15 protein-coding genes are annotated in these 17,249 nt (G+C 63.3%); 4 read left to right on the top strand and 11 right to left on the bottom strand.

The genetic code is table 11. The features are described from left to right. Positions 1 to 106: 106 nt before the first annotated feature. The 11 genes from FJ930_RS08695 to puuE form a co-directional block, all read right to left on the bottom strand. The gene (locus FJ930_RS08695) at positions 107 to 1,762 is read right to left on the bottom strand and encodes an ABC transporter ATP-binding protein (RefSeq protein ID WP_141836808.1); all 1,656 of its coding nucleotides are present in this window, start codon (positions 1,760 to 1,762) and stop codon (positions 107 to 109) included. Beyond that, the gene (locus FJ930_RS08690) at positions 1,762 to 2,586 is read right to left on the bottom strand and encodes an ABC transporter permease (protein ID WP_140744343.1); all 825 of its coding nucleotides are present in this window, start codon (positions 2,584 to 2,586) and stop codon (positions 1,762 to 1,764) included. The genes FJ930_RS08695 and FJ930_RS08690 overlap by 1 nt, the downstream gene beginning before the upstream one ends. Before the next feature lie 9 nt (positions 2,587 to 2,595). Next, positions 2,596 to 3,555: an ABC transporter permease gene (locus FJ930_RS08685; protein ID WP_140744344.1), complete on the bottom strand. Its 960-nt coding sequence runs from the start codon at positions 3,553 to 3,555 to the stop codon at positions 2,596 to 2,598. A 16-nt stretch (positions 3,556 to 3,571) separates the two neighbouring features. Then, positions 3,572 to 5,158 carry an ABC transporter substrate-binding protein gene (locus FJ930_RS08680; protein WP_140744345.1) on the bottom strand — a complete coding sequence of 529 codons (1,587 nt, stop codon included), beginning with the start codon at positions 5,156 to 5,158 and terminating at the stop codon, positions 3,572 to 3,574. Positions 5,159 to 5,312: 154 nt separating this feature from the next. Then, positions 5,313 to 7,298 (bottom strand): CocE/NonD family hydrolase, encoded by a 1,986-nt coding sequence (locus FJ930_RS08675; RefSeq protein ID WP_141836806.1) that lies wholly within the window; start codon positions 7,296 to 7,298, stop codon positions 5,313 to 5,315. 79 nt (positions 7,299 to 7,377) lie between these two features. Further along, entirely contained in the window at positions 7,378 to 7,797 is a 420-nt protein-coding gene (locus FJ930_RS08670; RefSeq protein WP_140744347.1) for a type II toxin-antitoxin system MqsA family antitoxin, read from the bottom strand. A gap of 2 nt (positions 7,798 to 7,799) precedes the next feature. After that, positions 7,800 to 8,105 carry a type II toxin-antitoxin system MqsR family toxin gene (locus FJ930_RS08665; protein WP_140744348.1) on the bottom strand — a complete coding sequence of 102 codons (306 nt, stop codon included), beginning with the start codon at positions 8,103 to 8,105 and terminating at the stop codon, positions 7,800 to 7,802. Between the two features lie 64 nt (positions 8,106 to 8,169). Continuing rightward, positions 8,170 to 8,763, bottom strand: a complete 594-nt coding sequence (locus tag FJ930_RS08660; protein ID WP_141836804.1) for a nucleoside deaminase — start codon at positions 8,761 to 8,763, stop codon at positions 8,170 to 8,172. After that, positions 8,760 to 9,266 carry an ureidoglycolate lyase gene (locus FJ930_RS08655; protein ID WP_141836802.1) on the bottom strand — a complete coding sequence of 169 codons (507 nt, stop codon included), beginning with the start codon at positions 9,264 to 9,266 and terminating at the stop codon, positions 8,760 to 8,762. Before FJ930_RS08655 ends, FJ930_RS08660 begins: the two co-directional genes overlap by 4 nt. Then, the gene (locus FJ930_RS08650) at positions 9,263 to 10,126 is read right to left on the bottom strand and encodes a bifunctional allantoicase/(S)-ureidoglycine aminohydrolase (protein WP_141836800.1); all 864 of its coding nucleotides are present in this window, start codon (positions 10,124 to 10,126) and stop codon (positions 9,263 to 9,265) included. The genes FJ930_RS08655 and FJ930_RS08650 overlap by 4 nt, the downstream gene beginning before the upstream one ends. A 10-nt stretch (positions 10,127 to 10,136) precedes the next feature. After that, entirely contained in the window at positions 10,137 to 11,555 is a 1,419-nt protein-coding gene (gene puuE / locus FJ930_RS08645) for an allantoinase PuuE (protein WP_141836798.1), read from the bottom strand. Positions 11,556 to 11,758: 203 nt separating this feature from the next. Between puuE and uraH the strand changes: the two genes are divergently transcribed. From uraH to xdhC, 4 genes are all read left to right on the top strand, one after another. Next, positions 11,759 to 12,133: a hydroxyisourate hydrolase gene (uraH, locus tag FJ930_RS08640; RefSeq protein ID WP_141836796.1), complete on the top strand. Its 375-nt coding sequence runs from the start codon at positions 11,759 to 11,761 to the stop codon at positions 12,131 to 12,133. Between the two features lie 3 nt (positions 12,134 to 12,136). After that, positions 12,137 to 13,618 carry a xanthine dehydrogenase small subunit gene (xdhA, locus tag FJ930_RS08635; RefSeq protein WP_141836794.1) on the top strand — a complete coding sequence of 494 codons (1,482 nt, stop codon included), beginning with the start codon at positions 12,137 to 12,139 and terminating at the stop codon, positions 13,616 to 13,618. A 117-nt stretch (positions 13,619 to 13,735) separates the two neighbouring features. Continuing rightward, positions 13,736 to 16,099, top strand: coding sequence for a xanthine dehydrogenase molybdopterin binding subunit (gene xdhB, locus FJ930_RS08630; protein WP_141836920.1), 2,364 nt, complete (start codon positions 13,736 to 13,738; stop codon positions 16,097 to 16,099). Between the two features lie 71 nt (positions 16,100 to 16,170). Further along, positions 16,171 to 17,238 carry a xanthine dehydrogenase accessory protein XdhC gene (xdhC, locus tag FJ930_RS08625; protein WP_141836792.1) on the top strand — a complete coding sequence of 356 codons (1,068 nt, stop codon included), beginning with the start codon at positions 16,171 to 16,173 and terminating at the stop codon, positions 17,236 to 17,238. The last annotated feature ends 11 nt before the right edge of the window (positions 17,239 to 17,249 follow it).

Raw genomic sequence — 17,249 nt, 5'->3', positions numbered from 1 at the left:
CTACCCCTTCTTGAAAAAATAACGTCACACAGGCGACGCCCGTCCGAAGGACGGTGGCGTTCTTGTGTTGCATGCGGATGACGGCCGCCCCTGATTCGGCCGATCGCTAATTCCCCGCACTTTCCATGCGCCGCCCCTTGATCGCCTTTTCCAACCAGCCGATCTCCATTTCCGGAACCGACGACAGCAAAAGGTCGGTGTAGGCGTCGAATGGCGGCGTCAGCACCTTGCTCTTCGAGCCGTATCGCACCACCTCGCCGCGATACATGACCGCGATCGAATCGGCGATCGACTTCACCGTCGCCAGATCGTGGGTGATGAACAGATAGGCGACCTTTTCGTGCTGCTGCAGGTTCAAGAGCAGCTTGAGGATGCCGTGTGCCACCAGCGGGTCGAGTGCGGACGTTACCTCGTCGCAGATGATCAGCTTGGGCTTGGCGGCCAGTGAGCGGGCGATGCAGACGCGCTGCTTCTGGCCGCCGGAAAGCTCGGCGGGATAGCGGTCGACAAAGCCTTTGCCCATCTCGATCTCGTCGAGCAGCTCGGCTACACGCCTGTCGCGCTCCCTGCCGCGCATGCCGAAATAGAATTCGAGCGGCCGCCCGATGATGGTGCCGACGGTCTGGCGCGGGTTCATCGCCACGTCGGCCATCTGGTAGATCATCTGCAGCTGGCGCAGATCCTCCTTCGGCCGGTCGGCAAGCCGGTTGGCCAGCGGGCGCCCATCGAAGGTGACCGTGCCTTGTTCTGGCGGCAAGAGGCCGGTGATGGCACGCGCCAGCGTCGACTTGCCGGAGCCGGATTCGCCGACCACGGCCAGCGTCTGGCCGGGATAGATATCGACCGAGACGTTCTTCAACACCTTGACGTGGCCGCCGCCATAGGCGGCGGTGACGTTCTTGACCGACAGGAACGGCGTGGCGCCGGGGTTCTGCTCGGCATGTTCGATCTCATGCACCGAGACCAGGGCGTTGGTGTATTCCTGGCGCGGTTCCTTGATGATCTGGCGGGTGCCGCCCCATTCGACGAGCCGGCCATGGCGAAGCACCATGATCTCGTCGGAGACCTGGGCGACCACGGCAAGGTCGTGGGTGATGTAGAGCGCCGCCACATGGGTGTCGCGGATGGCATCCTTGATCGCCGACAGCACGTCGATCTGCGTCGTCACGTCGAGCGCCGTCGTCGGTTCGTCGAAGACGATCAGGTCCGGCTCCGAGCACAGCGCCATCGCCGTCATCACACGTTGCAGCTGGCCGCCCGAGACCTGGTGCGGAAAACGTTCGCCGATGGTTTCCGGATTGGGCAGGCTGAGCTTCCTGAACAGCGCGACAGCCCGCTTCTCGGCCTCGGCGCGTGTCGCCGTGCCGTGCAGCAGCGTGGCTTCCACCACCTGGTCCATCAGCCTGTGCGCCGGATTGAAAGCCGCCGCCGCCGATTGCGCGACATAGCAGACCTCGCGGCCGCGCAGCTTGCGGAAACCCTCCTTGCCGCCTTTCAGGATGTCGCGGCCGTTGAGAATGACTTCGCCGCCGGTGATGCGCACGCCGCCACGGCCATAACCCATCGACGACAGGCCGATGGTCGATTTGCCAGCACCGGACTCGCCGATCAGGCCGAGCACCTTGCCCTTCTCGAGCGTCAGCGAGACATCATGCACCAGCACGATGTTCCTTGGCGCCTCGCCGGGCGGGTATACCATCGCCTCGATGCGCAGGTTGCGGATATCGAGCAGCACGCCGGGTTTCGCTTTGCTGTCTGCCATCACCCGCGTCCTCCTTTCAGGCTTGTCGTGCGGTTGAGGATCCAGTCGGCCACAAGATTGACCGAGATGGCAAGGGCTGCGATCGCGGCCGCGGGAATGAGCGCGGCGGCTATGCCGAAGACGATGCCGTCCTTGTTCTCCTTGACCATGCCGCCCCAGTCGGCGTCAGGCGGTTGCACGCCAAGGCCGAGGAAGGACAGCGTCGACAGGAACAGCACCGCGTAGATGAAGCGCAAGCCGAGTTCGGAGACCAGCGGCGACAGCGCGTTGGGCAGGATTTCGCGGAAGATGATCCAGGCGCTGCCTTCGCCGCGCAGCTTCGCTGCCTCGACGTAATCCATGACGTTGATGTCTACGGCGACCGCGCGCGACAGGCGATAGACGCGGGTCGAGTCGAGAATGCCCATGACCAGGATCAGCGTCACCAGGTTCGTTGGCAGAACAGAGAGCACGACCAGGCCCATGATCAGCGTCGGGATCGACATCAAGAGGTCGACGAGGCGCGACAGGATGGTATCGAACCAGCCGCCGAACACCGCCGCCGAGAAGCCCAGTATGGCACCGAGCGAGAACGACAGCGCGGTGGCGAGAACGGCGATGAACAAGGTGATGCGGGCACCGTAGATCATGCGGGACAACAGGTCGCGACCGAGGTTGTCGGTGCCCAGCCAATGCACAGCCGACATCGGTTCCCAGACATCACCGACGATCTCGGCATTGTCGTGCGGCGAAATCCACGGTGCGAAGATCGCCGCCAGCACGAACAGGGCGGTCAGCAATAGGCCGATCAGCGCCGGGATGGGGATGCGTTTTATATCGAGCATGCCCGCCCCTCACTTCGGATGTCTGAGACGCGGATTGGCGACGATCGCCGCAATGTCCGCGATGATGTTGAGGCTGATATAGACGGCGGCGAAGATCAGGCCGACCGCCTGCACCACGGGCACGTCGCGCTTGGTGACGTGATCGACCAGATACTGCCCCATGCCGGGATAGACGAAGATCACCTCGACCACGACGACGCCGACAATGAGATAGGCGAGGTTGAGCATGACGACATTGATGATCGGCGCGATCGCGTTCGGGAAAGCGTGCTTGCGGATGACGGCGAAGGCCGAAAGCCCCTTGAGTTCCGCTGTTTCGACATAGGCCGACTGCATGACGTTGAGGATCGCCGCGCGGGTCATGCGCATCATGTGGGCAAGCACCACTAGCGTCAGTGCTGTCGCAGGCAGCGCGATCGCCTGCATCCGCTCGCCAAAGGGCATGCCGTCATAGACGGTCGAGATGGCGGGGAAGACCTGCCATTTCACGGCGAAGAAATAGACCAGGAGATAACCGACGAAGAATTCCGGGAAGGAGGTCGAGGCGAGCGCCAGCCCGGAGATCAGCTTGTCGACCCAGCCATTTCGGTAGCGCACCGCGATCAGACCCAGGATGATCGCCAGCGGCACAGCCACGATCGCCGCCCAGAAGGCCAGGAACAGCGTGTTCCACAGCCGGTCCTTGATCGAGGTGGCAATGTCCTGCCCGCTCGACATGGCCGTGCCGAGGTCGCCTATGAGCACGCCGCCAAGCCAGCGGAAATACCTGATATAGGCCGGGTCGTTGAGCCCGAGCTGCTCGCGCAGATTGGCGAGCGACTCCGGCGTCGCCGACTGTCCGAGTATGGCTTGCGCGACGTCGCCGGGCAGGATCTGAGTGCCGGCGAAAATCAGGACCGATATGGCCAACAGAAGGATGATGCCCAGCGCGATGCGCTGGGCAATTAGTTTCACAACGGGCGATGACATCTCCGCAAAGCCGGACTCAGGCCTGCAGCCAGCACTTCGCCAAGGCGTAGCCGTTCATCAGTTCCTGGTGCGGATCGTCCACCCAGCCATCGACCTTGGCACCGGTGGCGTCGATGAACTGGTTGAACATCGGCAGGATGAGGCCGCCTTCGTCGCGCACCATGACAGCCATGTCGTGGTACATCTGCTTGCGCTTGGCCTCGTCCAGCTCGGCGCGTGCGGCGAGAACCATCTTGTCAAAGTCCGGGCGCATGAAACGCGTGTCGTTCCAGTCGGCGGTCGACAGATAGGCGGTCGAGTACATCTGGTCCTGGGTCGAGCGGCCGCCCCAATAGGAGGCGCAGAACGGCTGCTTGTTCCAGACTTCGTTCCAGTAACCGTCCCCGGGCTCGCGCTTGAGCTCGATCTTGATGCCGGCCTTGGCCGCGCTCTGCTGGAAAAGCTGGGACGCATCGACGGCGCCGGGGAAGGCAACGTCCGAGGTCCTCAGCAACACCGTGCCGTCGTGACCGGACTTCTTGTAGTGGAACTTGGCCTTGTCGGGATCGTACTTGCGCTGCTCGATTTCGGTGAACAGCGGATAGGACGCGTTGATCGGGAAGTCGTTGCCGAGCGAGCCATAGCCGCGCAGCACCTTGGTCAGCATCTCCTCGCGGTCGATGGCGAGCTTGAGCGCCATGCGCAGGTCGTTGTTGTCGAACGGTGCCGTGTTGCAATGCATGATGAACACGTAATGGCCCGGACCGGCATGGTTGCGGATGGTCACGCCCGGCACGCGCTTGATCAGGTCGACGATCTTCGGCTCGACGCGGTTGATCATGTTGACCTGGCCGCCCTGCAGGGCCGCCGTGCGCGCCGTCGCGTCGTTGATGACGATGACCTCGATCTGGTCGGCATGGCCCATCTTGTCGCCCTGCCAGTAGTTGGCGAAGCGCTCGCCGCCATGGCGCACACCAGGTTCGTTGGTCTTGACCACGTATGGACCGGCCGAGATGCCGGCATCCGGCTTGTCCTTGCCGCCATTGGGCTGGACGATCAGGTGATAGTCGCTGAGCAGGTAGGGGAGGTCGGCGTTGGCTTCCTTGAGCGTCAGCACCACTTCCTTGCCATTGGCCTTGATGGTCTGGATGCCCTTCATGTAGCCGAGCGCGCCGGATTTCGACTTTTCGTCTGAATGGCGCTCGAGCGTGGCGGCGACATCCTCGGCGGTCACGGTCTTGCCGTTGTGGAACTCGACGCCGTCGCGGATCTTCAGCGTCCAGGTCTTGGCGTCCTTGGACGAGCCGATCTCCTCGGCGATGCGGTTCTCTAGCTTGCCGTCCGGCGACAGCTCGACGATCATTTCGCCCCAGCACTTGCCGAAGGCGAACGGCACCTGCGTCATCATCAGCGCGGGATCGAGGCTGTTGGTGGATTCACCGCCGACCAGGCCAGCCTTCAGCGTACCGCCCTTGACCGGACCCGCGGCGCGCGCCGCGCTTGACAGCAGCGCGTTGGCGAAGGGGGCGGCGATGCCGAGGGCCGCGGCCCGGCCGAGAAAATCACGACGGCTCAGTTTGCCCGACGCAACATGCCGGCTAAGGAATTCCAGTTCGTTTGACATTTTGAGTTCCTCACTCTGTTGGTTCGACTCTGCGGTCGATTTTCTTGCTTCTTGTGAGGGGAATAATGACTGCAAGGGAAAGCAGTAAGCAAGACCGAATGCGACATGCCGTGGCGTAAATCGCACGTCGCATTTGGACCAATGAAATCGGCGCTCAAAGAAGCGCGCGTGGGACCTTTTCCTCGAAATTACGTTGGAACACGAGAGTTTCGCCCTCATAGGCCTCGATTCTGGCGCTGACGATGAAATTCTCAGCGTCTGATCGCATCTCGGCCAAGGTTTCGGTCCGCACCGACCATCCATTTCGCGACAGGGTCTGTGTCCAGTGCGTCTTGCCCGAGGCTGACAAAGGATTGTCAGGATGGATTGTCCAGGTCTCGCGGACGATGCTGCCATTGGCCAGGCCATGGTCGAGATCACGGACTTCGCCGAAGTCGTCCGTTATCGAAAGCATGACAATTCCGGTCTTTTCGTCGCGATCGACATGGCGTTCGGATCTGGCAGGCCGAACCGTCTCGGTCGCCCAGGGTGTTGCGCCTTCCGGCTCGGCGAATGTTGCTTCGTCGCCCGCCGCCAGCGGGCGCAGCGGCAGGGATAGCGCGGCGGCCGACAAGGTCAATTGCACCGGCTCCGGCGACGGCCAGATGGCGGGCCAATAGGCGTTCGACACCGCGATGCGCAGGCGGTGGCCGGCCGGCACCCGGTAGGCGCACTGGTCGAGCACCACGCGCGCCGACGCGGTTTCGCCCGGCACCAGCGCTTCGGGGAATTCGTGCGAGTTGCGGTGCGTCAGATTGAGCACGCCATAGGAGATCAGTTCGGAAGCGCCGTCGGGATGCACATCGCACAGCCGGATCGCGATATTGGCCTGCGGTCGGTCGGAAGCGAGCGTGACCCGAACTTCCGGCGCACCGACGATGTCGATGGCCTCACTGAGTTCCGGCTGGTCGAAACACACCGACAGCGCATCGTCGGGGCGCTGGTCGCCCGGCAGTTCCGGGCCGAAAGTGAACGGAAAATACTCGCCGCCGGCGAGCCCGCAGCTTTGCGGCGAGGCGACGATGGCTGGCCTGCCGCCAACGGGGATCAGCTCGATCGAATGCGCTTTGATGGCGGGCGACGGCCATTGCTTCTCCGCCACCCAGCGGCCTGGCCGTTCCGGGTGCCAGCGTGCCGGGCGCACGCTGTCCATCACATAGGCACGGTAGGCGGGGTCGTTCTCGACGCCGGTCTCGGTGCCCTTCAGCCAATGGTCCCACCAGCGCAGCGCTTCCTGCAGGAAGCCGATGGCCGGCTTTGGCCCGGCATAATGCGGATATTTGTGGATCCAGGGGCCGACGATGCCCTTGACCGGCGCTTCGATGTTGGTGACGAGATGCGAGATCGTGTTGCGATAGCCGTCATGCCAACCGCCGATCGACAGCACGGCCGCCTTGACCGCCGAGAAATCCTCGCAGATCGAACCGCGTTTCCAGTAGGCGTCGCGGTGCGGGTGGCTGAGCCACAGCGGCAGCAGGAAAGGCTGGTTCTCCAGCCGGCTGAGCCACAAATCGCGCCAGCGGTTGCCACCGGCAATCAGCGGATCCGGCGGCCGCGACGAATAGGAAAGCATCGTCGAGGCCCAGCCGAAATTTTCCAGCAGCAGGCAGCCGCCCTTGTAATGGATGTCGTCGGCATAACGGTCGACGGTCGAGCACAGGCTGATCACCGCCTTCAGCGCAGGTGGCTGCTTGGCGGCCACCTGCAGGCAGTTGAAGCCGCCCCAGGAGATGCCCATCATGCCGACATTGCCGTTGCACCAGGGCTGTGCCGCCGCCCAGGCGATGACATCGCAGGCGTCCTGCAATTCCTGCTCGGAATATTCGTCGTCCATCAGCCCTTCGGAATCGCCATTGCCGCGCATGTCGACGCGGATCGAGGCATAGCCGTGACCGGCGAAGTAAGGATGGGTCAGCTGATCGCGAAAGATCGTGCCGTCGCGCTTGCGGTAGGGCAGGTGCTCGAGGATTGCCGGCACCGGATCGTCGCCGGCATCTTCCGGCATCCACACACGCGCCGACAGCCGGCAGCCATCCGGCATGACGATGCCCATATCGGGAAATTCGATGACCTTGCGGGGAAACTCGGTGACGGTTTTCATGGCGCGCATAACGCCCGGTCGCGCCGCAACTTTCAATCGCGATTCGCGACTGGAGCAGCGAATTATGCGACCTGTGCCGCTACCGCAATTCATCCAGCAGTTCGGGGTGCCTTTCAAGCAGGGTCATCAGTTGAATGGTCGGGCCACTCGGCTCGATCAAACCGCGTTCATATTTGTCGAAGGCGTTCTCGCCAACCTTGAACAGAGATCCCGCCTCGCGCTGCGACAGTTTGAGTTTCGTGCGGACACGACGGATGGTTGCAGGGGCGGGGACACCGTCGATCTTTTCCTTGAGAACACGCAGAGCCGCGTCGACAGCGATCATGTCGTCTCCGACATGCACGCCTTCGCCACCCGATGCCGGATAGTAACCTGGCAGGTCAACGATCATGCTTTCGCCCTTATAGGTCACGGTGAATGGACGCACTCCGCGCATCAACGTTTCTCCGGTTTCGGGAGAGATCATCGTATTCGTTTCACTGCTTTCTCTCGTCGCCATGGTCATTTCTCCTTGAACGACATGATCATGAATTCGGTCACGACATCTGCCTGGAATTTCACGTAGAGGATCAGGTCGCGTGACGGGACATGATAGACATCCTGCCAGACCCGATGATCCGCGAAGGTAGTCATCGACTTTACGAACATCTTTCGCGTCATGCTGCCGATCACCTCGACCACGCCCGCGCGATCGAAACCGAGGCCAATAGCATCACGCAGCGCTGATGTTGTAATTGCCAGCGTATCGATAGACCCAAATGTCGTCTTGATCGCATCAAGATCATAAGCAGGCCTGCGCTTCTCCATGGCGCAATATGCCCCCATAAAGGGGGCAATTCAAGAGACGATCATCAATGAAATTCCGCAACCATCAATTCAGCGGGATGTCGTTCTCGGCCTTGCTTGCCTGATAGGCGCCCGACAACTCGTCGTAGCGCGCCGAGATTTTCCCGATGCGCGTCTCCAGCCGGAGGCGTTCGGCCTCGGGCAACGCCCGCACCAGCCTGCGTATGGAAAAGCTCTTCCAGTAGGCGTTCTCGGCATTGTAGCCGCCCGGATCGAGGGTGAAGACCTCTTTCAGGATCTTCAGGTCATGCGGGATGGCGAAACTGTCGCGCGAATCCTCGTGACTGAACAGGTAGTAGAAATTGTCGAAGCCGGTCCAGGTGATCGCCGACAGGCAGAGCGAGCAGGGCTCGTGCGTGGCGAGGAAAATAGCCTCCTTGGTGTCGACGCGCTCGGCCCTGGGCATCTCGTAAAAGCGCTTCAGGCAATGCACCTCGCCGTGCCAGAGCGGGTTTTCGATCTCGTTGTTGGTTTCGGCCAGCACCAGCGAGTGGTCGGTCTTCCGCAGGATCGCCGCGCCGAACAGCTTGTTGCCATGCGCGACGCCCTCTTCCGTCTTCGGCACGATGTCGTGCTCGATGACGTCGAGCAGGCGGTCGATCAGCGAAATCTCGGTCATGACTGGGTCTCGTCGGGAAGATGGATCTCATAGGCGTGCGAGAAATGGAATTCCTCGAGGTTTGAGCCGTCGCCGCCGCGGTCGACGATCAGGAAATCCTGAGGCTCGCCGATCGGCGTCAGCACGCCATGCCAGAGATTGCGGGAATAGTTGATGCCTTGTCCGGGCGCGGTGATGAAGGCGTGCGGCTCGCCTGGGCCTTCCTTGCCGTCATGGCAGACGACCACGAGGAACGGGCGCGGCGACAGCGGAATGAACGCCTGGCTGCCGAAGGGGTGGCGCTCGACCATGGTCAGCTTCAGCGGCATCTCGTAAGGCGTGCCACGCACCATCGAGATCAGCACGCTGGCGTTCGGCCCTGTCGCTTCGGCGGTCGCCAGAGCATGGTAGCGCTCGGCCTTACCGCCATTGATCGGATAGTGGTTGTCGCCGCCCATGTCGATGACGTCGCCGAACCCGGCAAAGGCCTCTCGGGTCAACGGCCGGGCCGTGATGCGGGTCACCGCGCGCGACCGCCGATATCAGCCCCGCCGAGCTTGGCGTGCCGGTTGACGTCCTTATAGAGCAGATAGCGGAATTTGCCGGGGCCGCCGGCGTAGCAAGCCTGCGGGCAGAAAGCGCGCAGCCACATATAGTCGCCGGCCTCGACCTCGACCCAGTCCTGGTTGAGGCGATAGACGGCCTTGCCTTCGAGCACATAAAGGCCGTGCTCCATGACATGCGTCTCGGCAAACGGGATGACGGCGCCGGGCTCGAGTGTGACGATGGTCATGTGCATGTCATGGCGCAGATCGGCGGGGTCGACGAAGCGCGTCGTTGCCCAGCGGCCCTCGGTGCCGGGCATCGGCGTCGGCGCGATCTCCTGCTCGTTGGCGAAGAAGGCTTCCGGCGTGTCGAGACCGTCGACCACCTCGTAAGCCTTGCGAATCCAGTGGAAACGAGCGGCAGCCTTGGCCTCGTTGCGAACCGTCCAGCCGCTGGCTGGCGGCAGGAAGGCAAAGCCGCCGGGCCTTAAGCTATGCTTCTTGCCGGCGAGCACAACCGTCAGTTCGCCCTCGACCACGAACAGGGCGCCCTCGGCGGCGGCATCGGGCTCGGGCTTGTCGCTGCCGCCGCCGGGCGCGACCTCGACAATGTATTGCGAAAACGTCTCGGCAAAACCGGACAGCGGGCGCGACAATATCCAGACGCGGGTCTTGTCCCAGAATGGCAAGGCGCTGGTGACGATGTCCTGCATCACGCCTTTGGGAATGACGGCATAGGCCTCGGTGAAGACGGCGCGGCCCGTCAAAAGCTCGGTCTGGCCGGAATGGCCGCCATGCGGTGCGTAGTAGGTGCGCTCGGGCATCCTGATCGTATCCATGGGTTCAAACCTATTGCGGTAGCATGTCCCTGAGGCGGAGCAGCGCGATGCGCTCGACCTGTTTGCAGGCGGTCTCGAATTCCACGCTGCGGCTGTTGCCGATGCGCGCCTCGAATTCCGCCAGGATTTCCTCCTTGGTCTTGCCCTTCACCGCGATGATGAAGGGGAAGCCGAAGGTGGTGACGTAGGCGGCGTTGAGCTTGGAGAACAGCTCGCGTTCCTTGTCGGTCAGCGCGTCGAGGCCGGCCGACGCCTGCTCCCGGGTCGATTCCGCCGTCAGCCGCTTGGCCTTGGCCAGCTTGCCGGCAAGGTCGGGATGGGCGTTGAGCACGCCGAGCCGCTCGGTTTCACTTGCGGCACGGAAGACACGGCAGAGCGCATTGTGCAGGCCGCCTGATGTATCGTGCGCCGGGCCGAGCTCCAGTTCGTAGGCCCGCTCCGCGATCCAGGGCGAATGCTCGAACACGCCGCCAAAGGCGTGCACGAACGTTTCGAACTCCATCTTCGATGGTCTGAGTGCTGCCGGCCTGTAGGGATGGTTCTCTTGCCAATGGTGGGCGATATCGATGCGCCGCGCCAGCCAGACCTTGTCGTGCGATTTCACATAGTCGACGAAACGCTTCAGCGCCGCCACCCGGCCCGGCCGCCCGACGAGGCGGCAGTGCAGGCCGATATTCATCATGCGCGGCCGCCCGGCCTTGCCCTCGGCATAGAGCGTGTCGAAACTGTCCTTCAGATAAGCGTAGAACTGGTCGCCTGAATTGAAGCCCTGCGGCGTGGCGAAGCGCATGTCGTTGGCGTCGAGTGTATAGGGGATGATGAGCTGCGTGCCGCCCTCATGCTCGAACCAGTAGGGCAGCTCGTCGTCATAGGTGTCCGACACATAGTCGAAGCCGCCTTCTTCAGCCACCAGGCGCACTGTGTTTACCGAAGTGCGGCCCGTATACCAGCCGGTCGGGCGCTGGCCGGTCACCTCGTAGTGCAGTTTGATCGCCGCTTCGAGGTCGCGGCGCTCGTCTTCGCCACTGTGGTCGCGGTAGTCGATCCATCTCAGCCCATGCGAGGCGATCTCCCAGCCGGCTTCCTGCATGGCCGTAACCTGGTCCGGCGAGCGCGCCAGCGCGGTGGCGACGCCATAGCAGGTCACGGGGACCTCGGCCTCGCTAAACAGCCGCAGCAGCCGCCAGAAGCCGGCGCGGGCGCCATATTCGTAGATCGATTCCATGTTCCAGTGGCGCTGGCCGAGCCACGCCGCGGCGCCGACGATCTCCGATAGGAAGGCTTCCGAGGCCTTATCCCCATGCAGAACGCAGTTCTCGCCGCCCTCTTCGTAGTTGACGACGAACTGCACGGCGACATGGGCACCGCCAGGCCATTTCGGATCCGGCGGATTGGCTCCATAGCCGCGCATGTCCCTGGTGTAACGCATCGTCCCTCCCGCCGGGCATGGCCCGAAGTGTGATCAGGATATCGAAAGGGTGCTTCTCGCATTCCCCCGAAAATTTTTGAAAGTGTTTTTGTCGCACTCCGCTCGACCGGGACTTATGCATCGCCTTTAATTGGCGCACAATTCGTCAGTAATACTCGATTGTACCGGGCCATTCGTGTGTACCGAAAAATGGGAGGCGGCCAATGGCAGAAACGTCGAAAGCCGATGGCGGTCGTCTGACAACGCACGTCCTGGACACCGCCACCGGCAAGCCGGCGGCGGGATTGTCGATTTCGCTCTACCGTCTCGACGGCGACGCGCGGGCACATCTGAAGACAGTTACCACCAATGCCGACGGCCGCTGCGACGCGCCGCTGCTCGCAGGCAGTGAATTCCGCGCCGGTGAATACGAGCTGGTGTTCGCGGCAGGCGATTATCTGCGCGGCCAGGGCACGAAACTGCCGAAGCCGGCCTTCCTCGATAGCGTGCCGATCCGCTTCGGCATGGCGGAGGCGGTGCATTATCATGTACCATTGCTGATCTCGCCCTACGGCTATTCGACCTACAGGGGGAGTTGAGGCATGGCCAAGGTCAGTATCCGCAACGAGATCCGCTTCATCCTCAACGGCAGGGACGTCGTGCTGTCGTCCGTGGCGCCTGACGCGACATTGCTCGATTGGCTTCGGCTTGACCGCTCGCTGCGCGGCACCAAGGAAGGTTGCGCGGAGGGCGATTGCGGTGCCTGCACCGTGCTGGTCGGCAAGCTTTCGGCCGACGGCCTGGTCTATGAAAGCGTCAATGCCTGCATCCGCTTTCTTGGCTCGCTCGACGGCACCCATGTCGTCACCGTCGAGCATCTGCGCGGGGAACCTGGCCAGTTGCATCCCGTCCAGCAGGCGATGGTCGATTTCCACGGCTCGCAATGCGGCTTCTGCACCCCGGGTTTCGTCATGTCGCTCTATGGGCTGTGGATGAAGTCGCCGGACCCATCGGATGCGGCGATCGAAAAGGCTTTGCAAGGAAACCTCTGCCGCTGCACCGGCTACGAGGCGATCATGCGCGCCGCGCACGCCATCTCCAGCTATGGCAAGGCGGCCAAGGATCCGCTGGCGGCGGAGCGCGAGATGATCACGGCGAGACTTGAGGCCATGCATGATGGCGCCCGTGTCGAGATCGGCGCTGGCAAGGCGCGGCTGGTGGTGCCGGCCGATGTCGATGATTTCGCTGCGATGCTGGACAAGGAACCCGGCGCCACCATCGTCGCCGGCTCAACCGACGTCGGCCTATGGGTGACCAAGCACATGCGCGACATCTCGCCGGTGATCTTCATCGGCGATCTCGACGGGCTTTGCACCATTTCGGAAGATGACGGCATCATATCGATCGGCGCCGGCGTCACCTACACCGAAGCCTTCTCGACGCTGTCGAAACGCATCCCGGCGCTCGGGCCGCTGTTTGACCGCATCGGCGGCGAACAGGTGCGCAACATGGGCACCATCGGCGGCAACATCGCCAACGGCTCGCCGATCGGCGACACACCGCCGCCTTTCATCGCGCTTGGCGCGCGGCTGACACTGCGCAAGGGCGACAAGCGGCGCACGATCCCGCTGGAGACCTTCTTCATCGCCTATGGCAGGCAGGACCGGCAGGCCGGTGAATTCGTCGAGGCCGTGCACGTTCCTGTGCCGGCCAAGGACACGAAATTCGCCGTCTATAAAATCACGAAGCGCCGCGACGAGGACATCACGGCGGCACTCGGCGCCTTTTTCCTGACACTGGCCAAGGACGGCACGGTCGCGGATGTGCGCATCGCCTATGGCGGCATGGCGGCAACGCCGAAGCGTGCCTCGGCCGTCGAACAGGCATTGCTGGGCAAGCCGTGGACGGAAGACACGGTCGAGGCGGCAATGGCCGAATACGCCAGGGATTTCACGCCGCTGACCGATATGCGGGCAAGCGCCGAATACCGGGCTCTGGCGGCTCGTAATCTTCTCTTGCGGTTCTTTGCCGAGACCAGCGGCACAAGCGAGCCGATTCAGGTTTCAAGATACGAGGCGGCGTGAGATGACGACGATGATGCCGAATGCCTCATTCCTTCCCACCCCCCTCTGTCCTGCCGGACATCTCTCCGGCAGGCCAGAGGGGGGTGTGACAGAACACCACTTCACCGAGGCGGCATGATGAACAAGCACGCTGCCCCCAACCTCAAGGCCGAAAAGATCACCGGCGGCGTCGCCACCGACCAGCGCCACGATTCCGCGCACAAACATGTCAGCGGAACAGCCATCTATATCGACGACATGCCGGAACCGGCCGGCACGCTGCATGTCGGCCTCGGCCTGTCCAAGGTGGCGCACGGCATCCTCAGGAGTGTCGACCTGTCGGCGGTGCGGACCGCCGCTGGCGTCGTCGACGTCCTGACCTATGCCGACGTGCCCGGCGAGAATGACGTCTCGCCCAGCAACATGCATGACGATCCGGTGCTTGCGGAAGGCAAGGTGCAGTTCTTCGGCCAGCCGATCTTCGCCGTGATTGGCGAGACGCGCGAGGCCGCGCGCCGCGCGGCGCGCCTGGCCAGGATCGAGTATGAAGAACTGCCCGCCGTGATCGGCATCTGGGATCTCGATCCGGTCAACGACAAGCAGGTGACCACGCCGCTGGTCTTGCGCCGCGGCGATGCGGCCACGGCGATCGCGGCAGCGCCCCGCCGCATCAAGAACCGAATGTGGCTTGGCGGCCAGGATCACTTCTATCTCGAAGGCCAGGTGTCGCTGGCAATCCCCGGCGAGGATGACGAGGTGATCGTCTATTGCTCTACCCAGGGGCCGAGCGAGACGCAGCATCTGGTCGCCCACACGCTCGGCGTGCCGAGCCACGCTGTGACTGTGGAAGTCCGCCGCATGGGGGGCGGCTTCGGCGGCAAGGAAACGCAGGCCAACCAGTGCGCGGCGATTGCCGCGATCGCCGCCAAGAAGCTGAAGCGCGCGGTCAAGATCCGCCTCGACCGTGACGAGGACATGACCGCTACTGGCAAACGGCACGATTTCGTCATCGACTATGAGGTCGGCTTCGACGACGAGGGCAATATTCTCGGCGTCGACTTCACCTATGCCTTGCGCTGCGGCTTCTCGGCCGACCTGTCCGGGCCGGTCGGCGATCGTGCGCTGTTCCACTGCGACAACGCCTATTTCTATCCGAACGTGCTGGCCAAATCGGCGCCGCTCTACACCAACACCGTCTCCAACACCGCCTTTCGCGGTTTCGGCGGCCCGCAAGGCATGGTCGGCGCCGAGCGGGTCATCGACGAGGTGGCTTTCGCTGTCGGCAAGGATCCGCTCGAGATCCGCAAGCTGAATTTCTACGACCCGATGGAGGCGATCGGCAGCCGCAACGTCACGCCCTATCACCAGAAGGTCGAGGATTGCATCATCCAGCGCATCGTCGCCGAACTCGAGGAAAGTGCCGGTTACGCGCGGCGCCGGCGCGAAATTTCGGCCTTCAACGCCAACAGCCGTTTCATCAAGCGCGGCCTGGCGCTGACGCCGGTGAAGTTCGGCATCTCCTTCACCAAGACAGAATCCAACCAGGCCGGCGCGCTGGTCCATGTCTACGCCGACGGTTCGGTGCACATGAACCATGGCGGCACCGAAATGGGCCAGGGCCTGCACCTCAAGGTGGCGCAGGTCGTTGCGGAAGAATTCCAGATCGACCTCGACCGGGTGAAGATCACCGCCACCACCACCGCCAAGGTGCCGAACACCGCGCCGACGGCGGCGTCCTCGGGCGCCGACCTCAACGGTATGGCGGCGCAGAACGCCGCCCGGCAGATTCGCCAGCGTCTGACCGACTTTGCCGCGGAAAAATACCAGGTTCCGGTCGACCAGGTGGTGTTCCTGCCCAATCGCGTTCGCATTGGCAACCAGGAGATCAGCTTCAACGATCTGGTCAAGCAGGCCTATATTGCGCGTGTTCAGCTTTCGGCCGCAGGGTTCTACAAGACGCCGAAAATCCATTGGGACCGTAGCAAGGGCCAGGGCCACGCCTTCTATTACTACGCCTATGGCGCGGCCTGCGCGGAAGTGTCGGTCGACACGCTGACTGGCGAATATGTCGTCGAGCGCGCCGACATCCTGCACGATTGCGGCCGTTCGTTGAACCGGGCCATCGACATCGGCCAGGTCGAAGGCGGGTTCATCCAAGGCATGGGCTGGCTGACGACGGAGGAATTGTGGTGGGATGACAAGGGCCGGCTGCGCACGCACGCGCCGTCGACCTACAAGATCCCGCTGGCGTCGGATCGCCCGAAGATTTTCAACGTGGCGCTGACCGACTGGTCGCAAGCCTATGAGCCGACCATCCATCGCTCCAAGGCGGTGGGCGAGCCGCCGCTGCCGCATGGCATGGCGGTCCTGCACGCGCTGTCCGACGCGGTTGCCAGCGTCGCTGACCATAAGATCTGCCCGCGTCTCGATGCGCCGGCAACGCCGGAGCGCGTGCTGATGGCGATCGAGCGGCTGAAGAACGAGGTCAAGACCGGCGAGTGAAGGCCCGGCAAACGTGCAATCCCAGCCGAAAACCCTATATTCCCTGTATTCCCTGTGCGGGAACGTGAGCCATGAACTCGAAAGTGCAAAGCCTGAAAGCCTTTCTCGGCGGCGCCGGCCGGCTTGCCCTGGTCGAGGTAGCCGGGACAAAAGGCTCGACGCCACGCGAGAAGGGCGCTTTCATGCTCGTCTCGCAAACGGCGATCTTTGGCACCATCGGCGGCGGCCAGCTTGAATATATGGCCATCGACAGGGCCAGGCAGATGCTCATCTCCCCCCTCGAGGGGGAGATGGCCGCGAAGCGGCCAGAGGGGGTCCTCGCAGGAGGCACCACCGCTACGTCGAGCACTGCTGCAACGACCCCCTCTGTCGGCTTCGCCGACATCTCCCCCTCAAGGGGGGAGAGAGGCCGCGCCGCGACGACCCCACCCGGCGGCTTCGCCGCCACCCTCCCCTCGAGGGGGAGGGGAACCCGCATCGAAGTCGACGAAGTCCGCGCTACGCTGGATGTGCCGCTGGGGCCGGAGATCGGCCAATGCTGCGGCGGGCGCGTGGAGGTGCTGATCCGGCTGGTCGATGCCGCACTCGCCGCCGAATTGGTGGCGGCCGCCGAAGCCGAGGAGGCGCATCTGCCGCATGTCTATATCTTCGGTGGCGGCCATGTCGGCCAGGCGCTGGCGTCGACGGTAGCGCTTCTTCCCGTACACGGCGTCGTCATCGAGACACGCGCCGAGGCGCTGGAAGGCATGCCGGAAACCGTGGAAACTCGGCTGACCCCGATGCCCGAGGCCGAGGTGCGCAACGCCCCGGCCGGCACCGCCTTCGCCATCCTCACCCATGACCATGCGCTCGATTTCCTGATCGTCGCCGAAGCGCTGAAACGCGACGACGCGGCCTATGTCGGCATGATCGGCTCGAAGACCAAGAAAGCCACATTCAGGAACTGGTTCCTGAAGTCGGCGGATGGCGCGGAGGCCGAATTCGCTCGCCTCGTCTCGCCGATCGGCGGCGATGCCGTCAAGGACAAGCGCCCGCCGGTCATCGCCGCACTCACCGCCGCCGAGATCATGACGGCGCTGGTCGTGCACGGGGCGGCCTTAAGTGCCGACCGTCCCCATGACAAGGTGATGGCGAGCTAAGCTTGCGCCGC

This window comes from Mesorhizobium sp. B2-4-15 (assembly GCF_006658505.1).
GTDB lineage: Bacteria > Pseudomonadota > Alphaproteobacteria > Rhizobiales > Rhizobiaceae > Mesorhizobium.
This window is presented reverse-complemented; position numbering and strand designations above follow the sequence as displayed.

Excerpts from the sequence above, each read along its gene's own strand:
- FJ930_RS08680 (WP_140744345.1), bottom strand. The coding sequence starts at position 5,158 with ATGTCAAACGAACTGGAATTCCTTAGCCGGCATGTTGCGTCGGGCAAA.
- FJ930_RS08690 (WP_140744343.1), bottom strand. The coding sequence starts at position 2,586 with ATGCTCGATATAAAACGCATCCCCATCCCGGCGCTGATCGGCCTATTG.
- uraH (WP_141836796.1), top strand. The coding sequence starts at position 11,759 with ATGGCAGAAACGTCGAAAGCCGATGGCGGTCGTCTGACAACGCACGTC.
- xdhC (WP_141836792.1), top strand. The coding sequence starts at position 16,171 with ATGAACTCGAAAGTGCAAAGCCTGAAAGCCTTTCTCGGCGGCGCCGGC.
- puuE (WP_141836798.1), bottom strand. The coding sequence starts at position 11,555 with ATGCGTTACACCAGGGACATGCGCGGCTATGGAGCCAATCCGCCGGAT.
- FJ930_RS08675 (WP_141836806.1), bottom strand. The coding sequence starts at position 7,298 with ATGAAAACCGTCACCGAGTTTCCCCGCAAGGTCATCGAATTTCCCGAT.
- FJ930_RS08670 (WP_140744347.1), bottom strand. The coding sequence starts at position 7,797 with ATGGCGACGAGAGAAAGCAGTGAAACGAATACGATGATCTCTCCCGAA.
- FJ930_RS08665 (WP_140744348.1), bottom strand. The coding sequence starts at position 8,105 with ATGGAGAAGCGCAGGCCTGCTTATGATCTTGATGCGATCAAGACGACA.
- FJ930_RS08695 (WP_141836808.1), bottom strand. The coding sequence starts at position 1,762 with ATGGCAGACAGCAAAGCGAAACCCGGCGTGCTGCTCGATATCCGCAAC.
- FJ930_RS08660 (WP_141836804.1), bottom strand. The coding sequence starts at position 8,763 with ATGACCGAGATTTCGCTGATCGACCGCCTGCTCGACGTCATCGAGCAC.
- FJ930_RS08685 (WP_140744344.1), bottom strand. The coding sequence starts at position 3,555 with ATGTCATCGCCCGTTGTGAAACTAATTGCCCAGCGCATCGCGCTGGGC.
- xdhA (WP_141836794.1), top strand. The coding sequence starts at position 12,137 with ATGGCCAAGGTCAGTATCCGCAACGAGATCCGCTTCATCCTCAACGGC.
- FJ930_RS08650 (WP_141836800.1), bottom strand. The coding sequence starts at position 10,126 with ATGGATACGATCAGGATGCCCGAGCGCACCTACTACGCACCGCATGGC.
- xdhB (WP_141836920.1), top strand. The coding sequence starts at position 13,736 with ATGAACAAGCACGCTGCCCCCAACCTCAAGGCCGAAAAGATCACCGGC.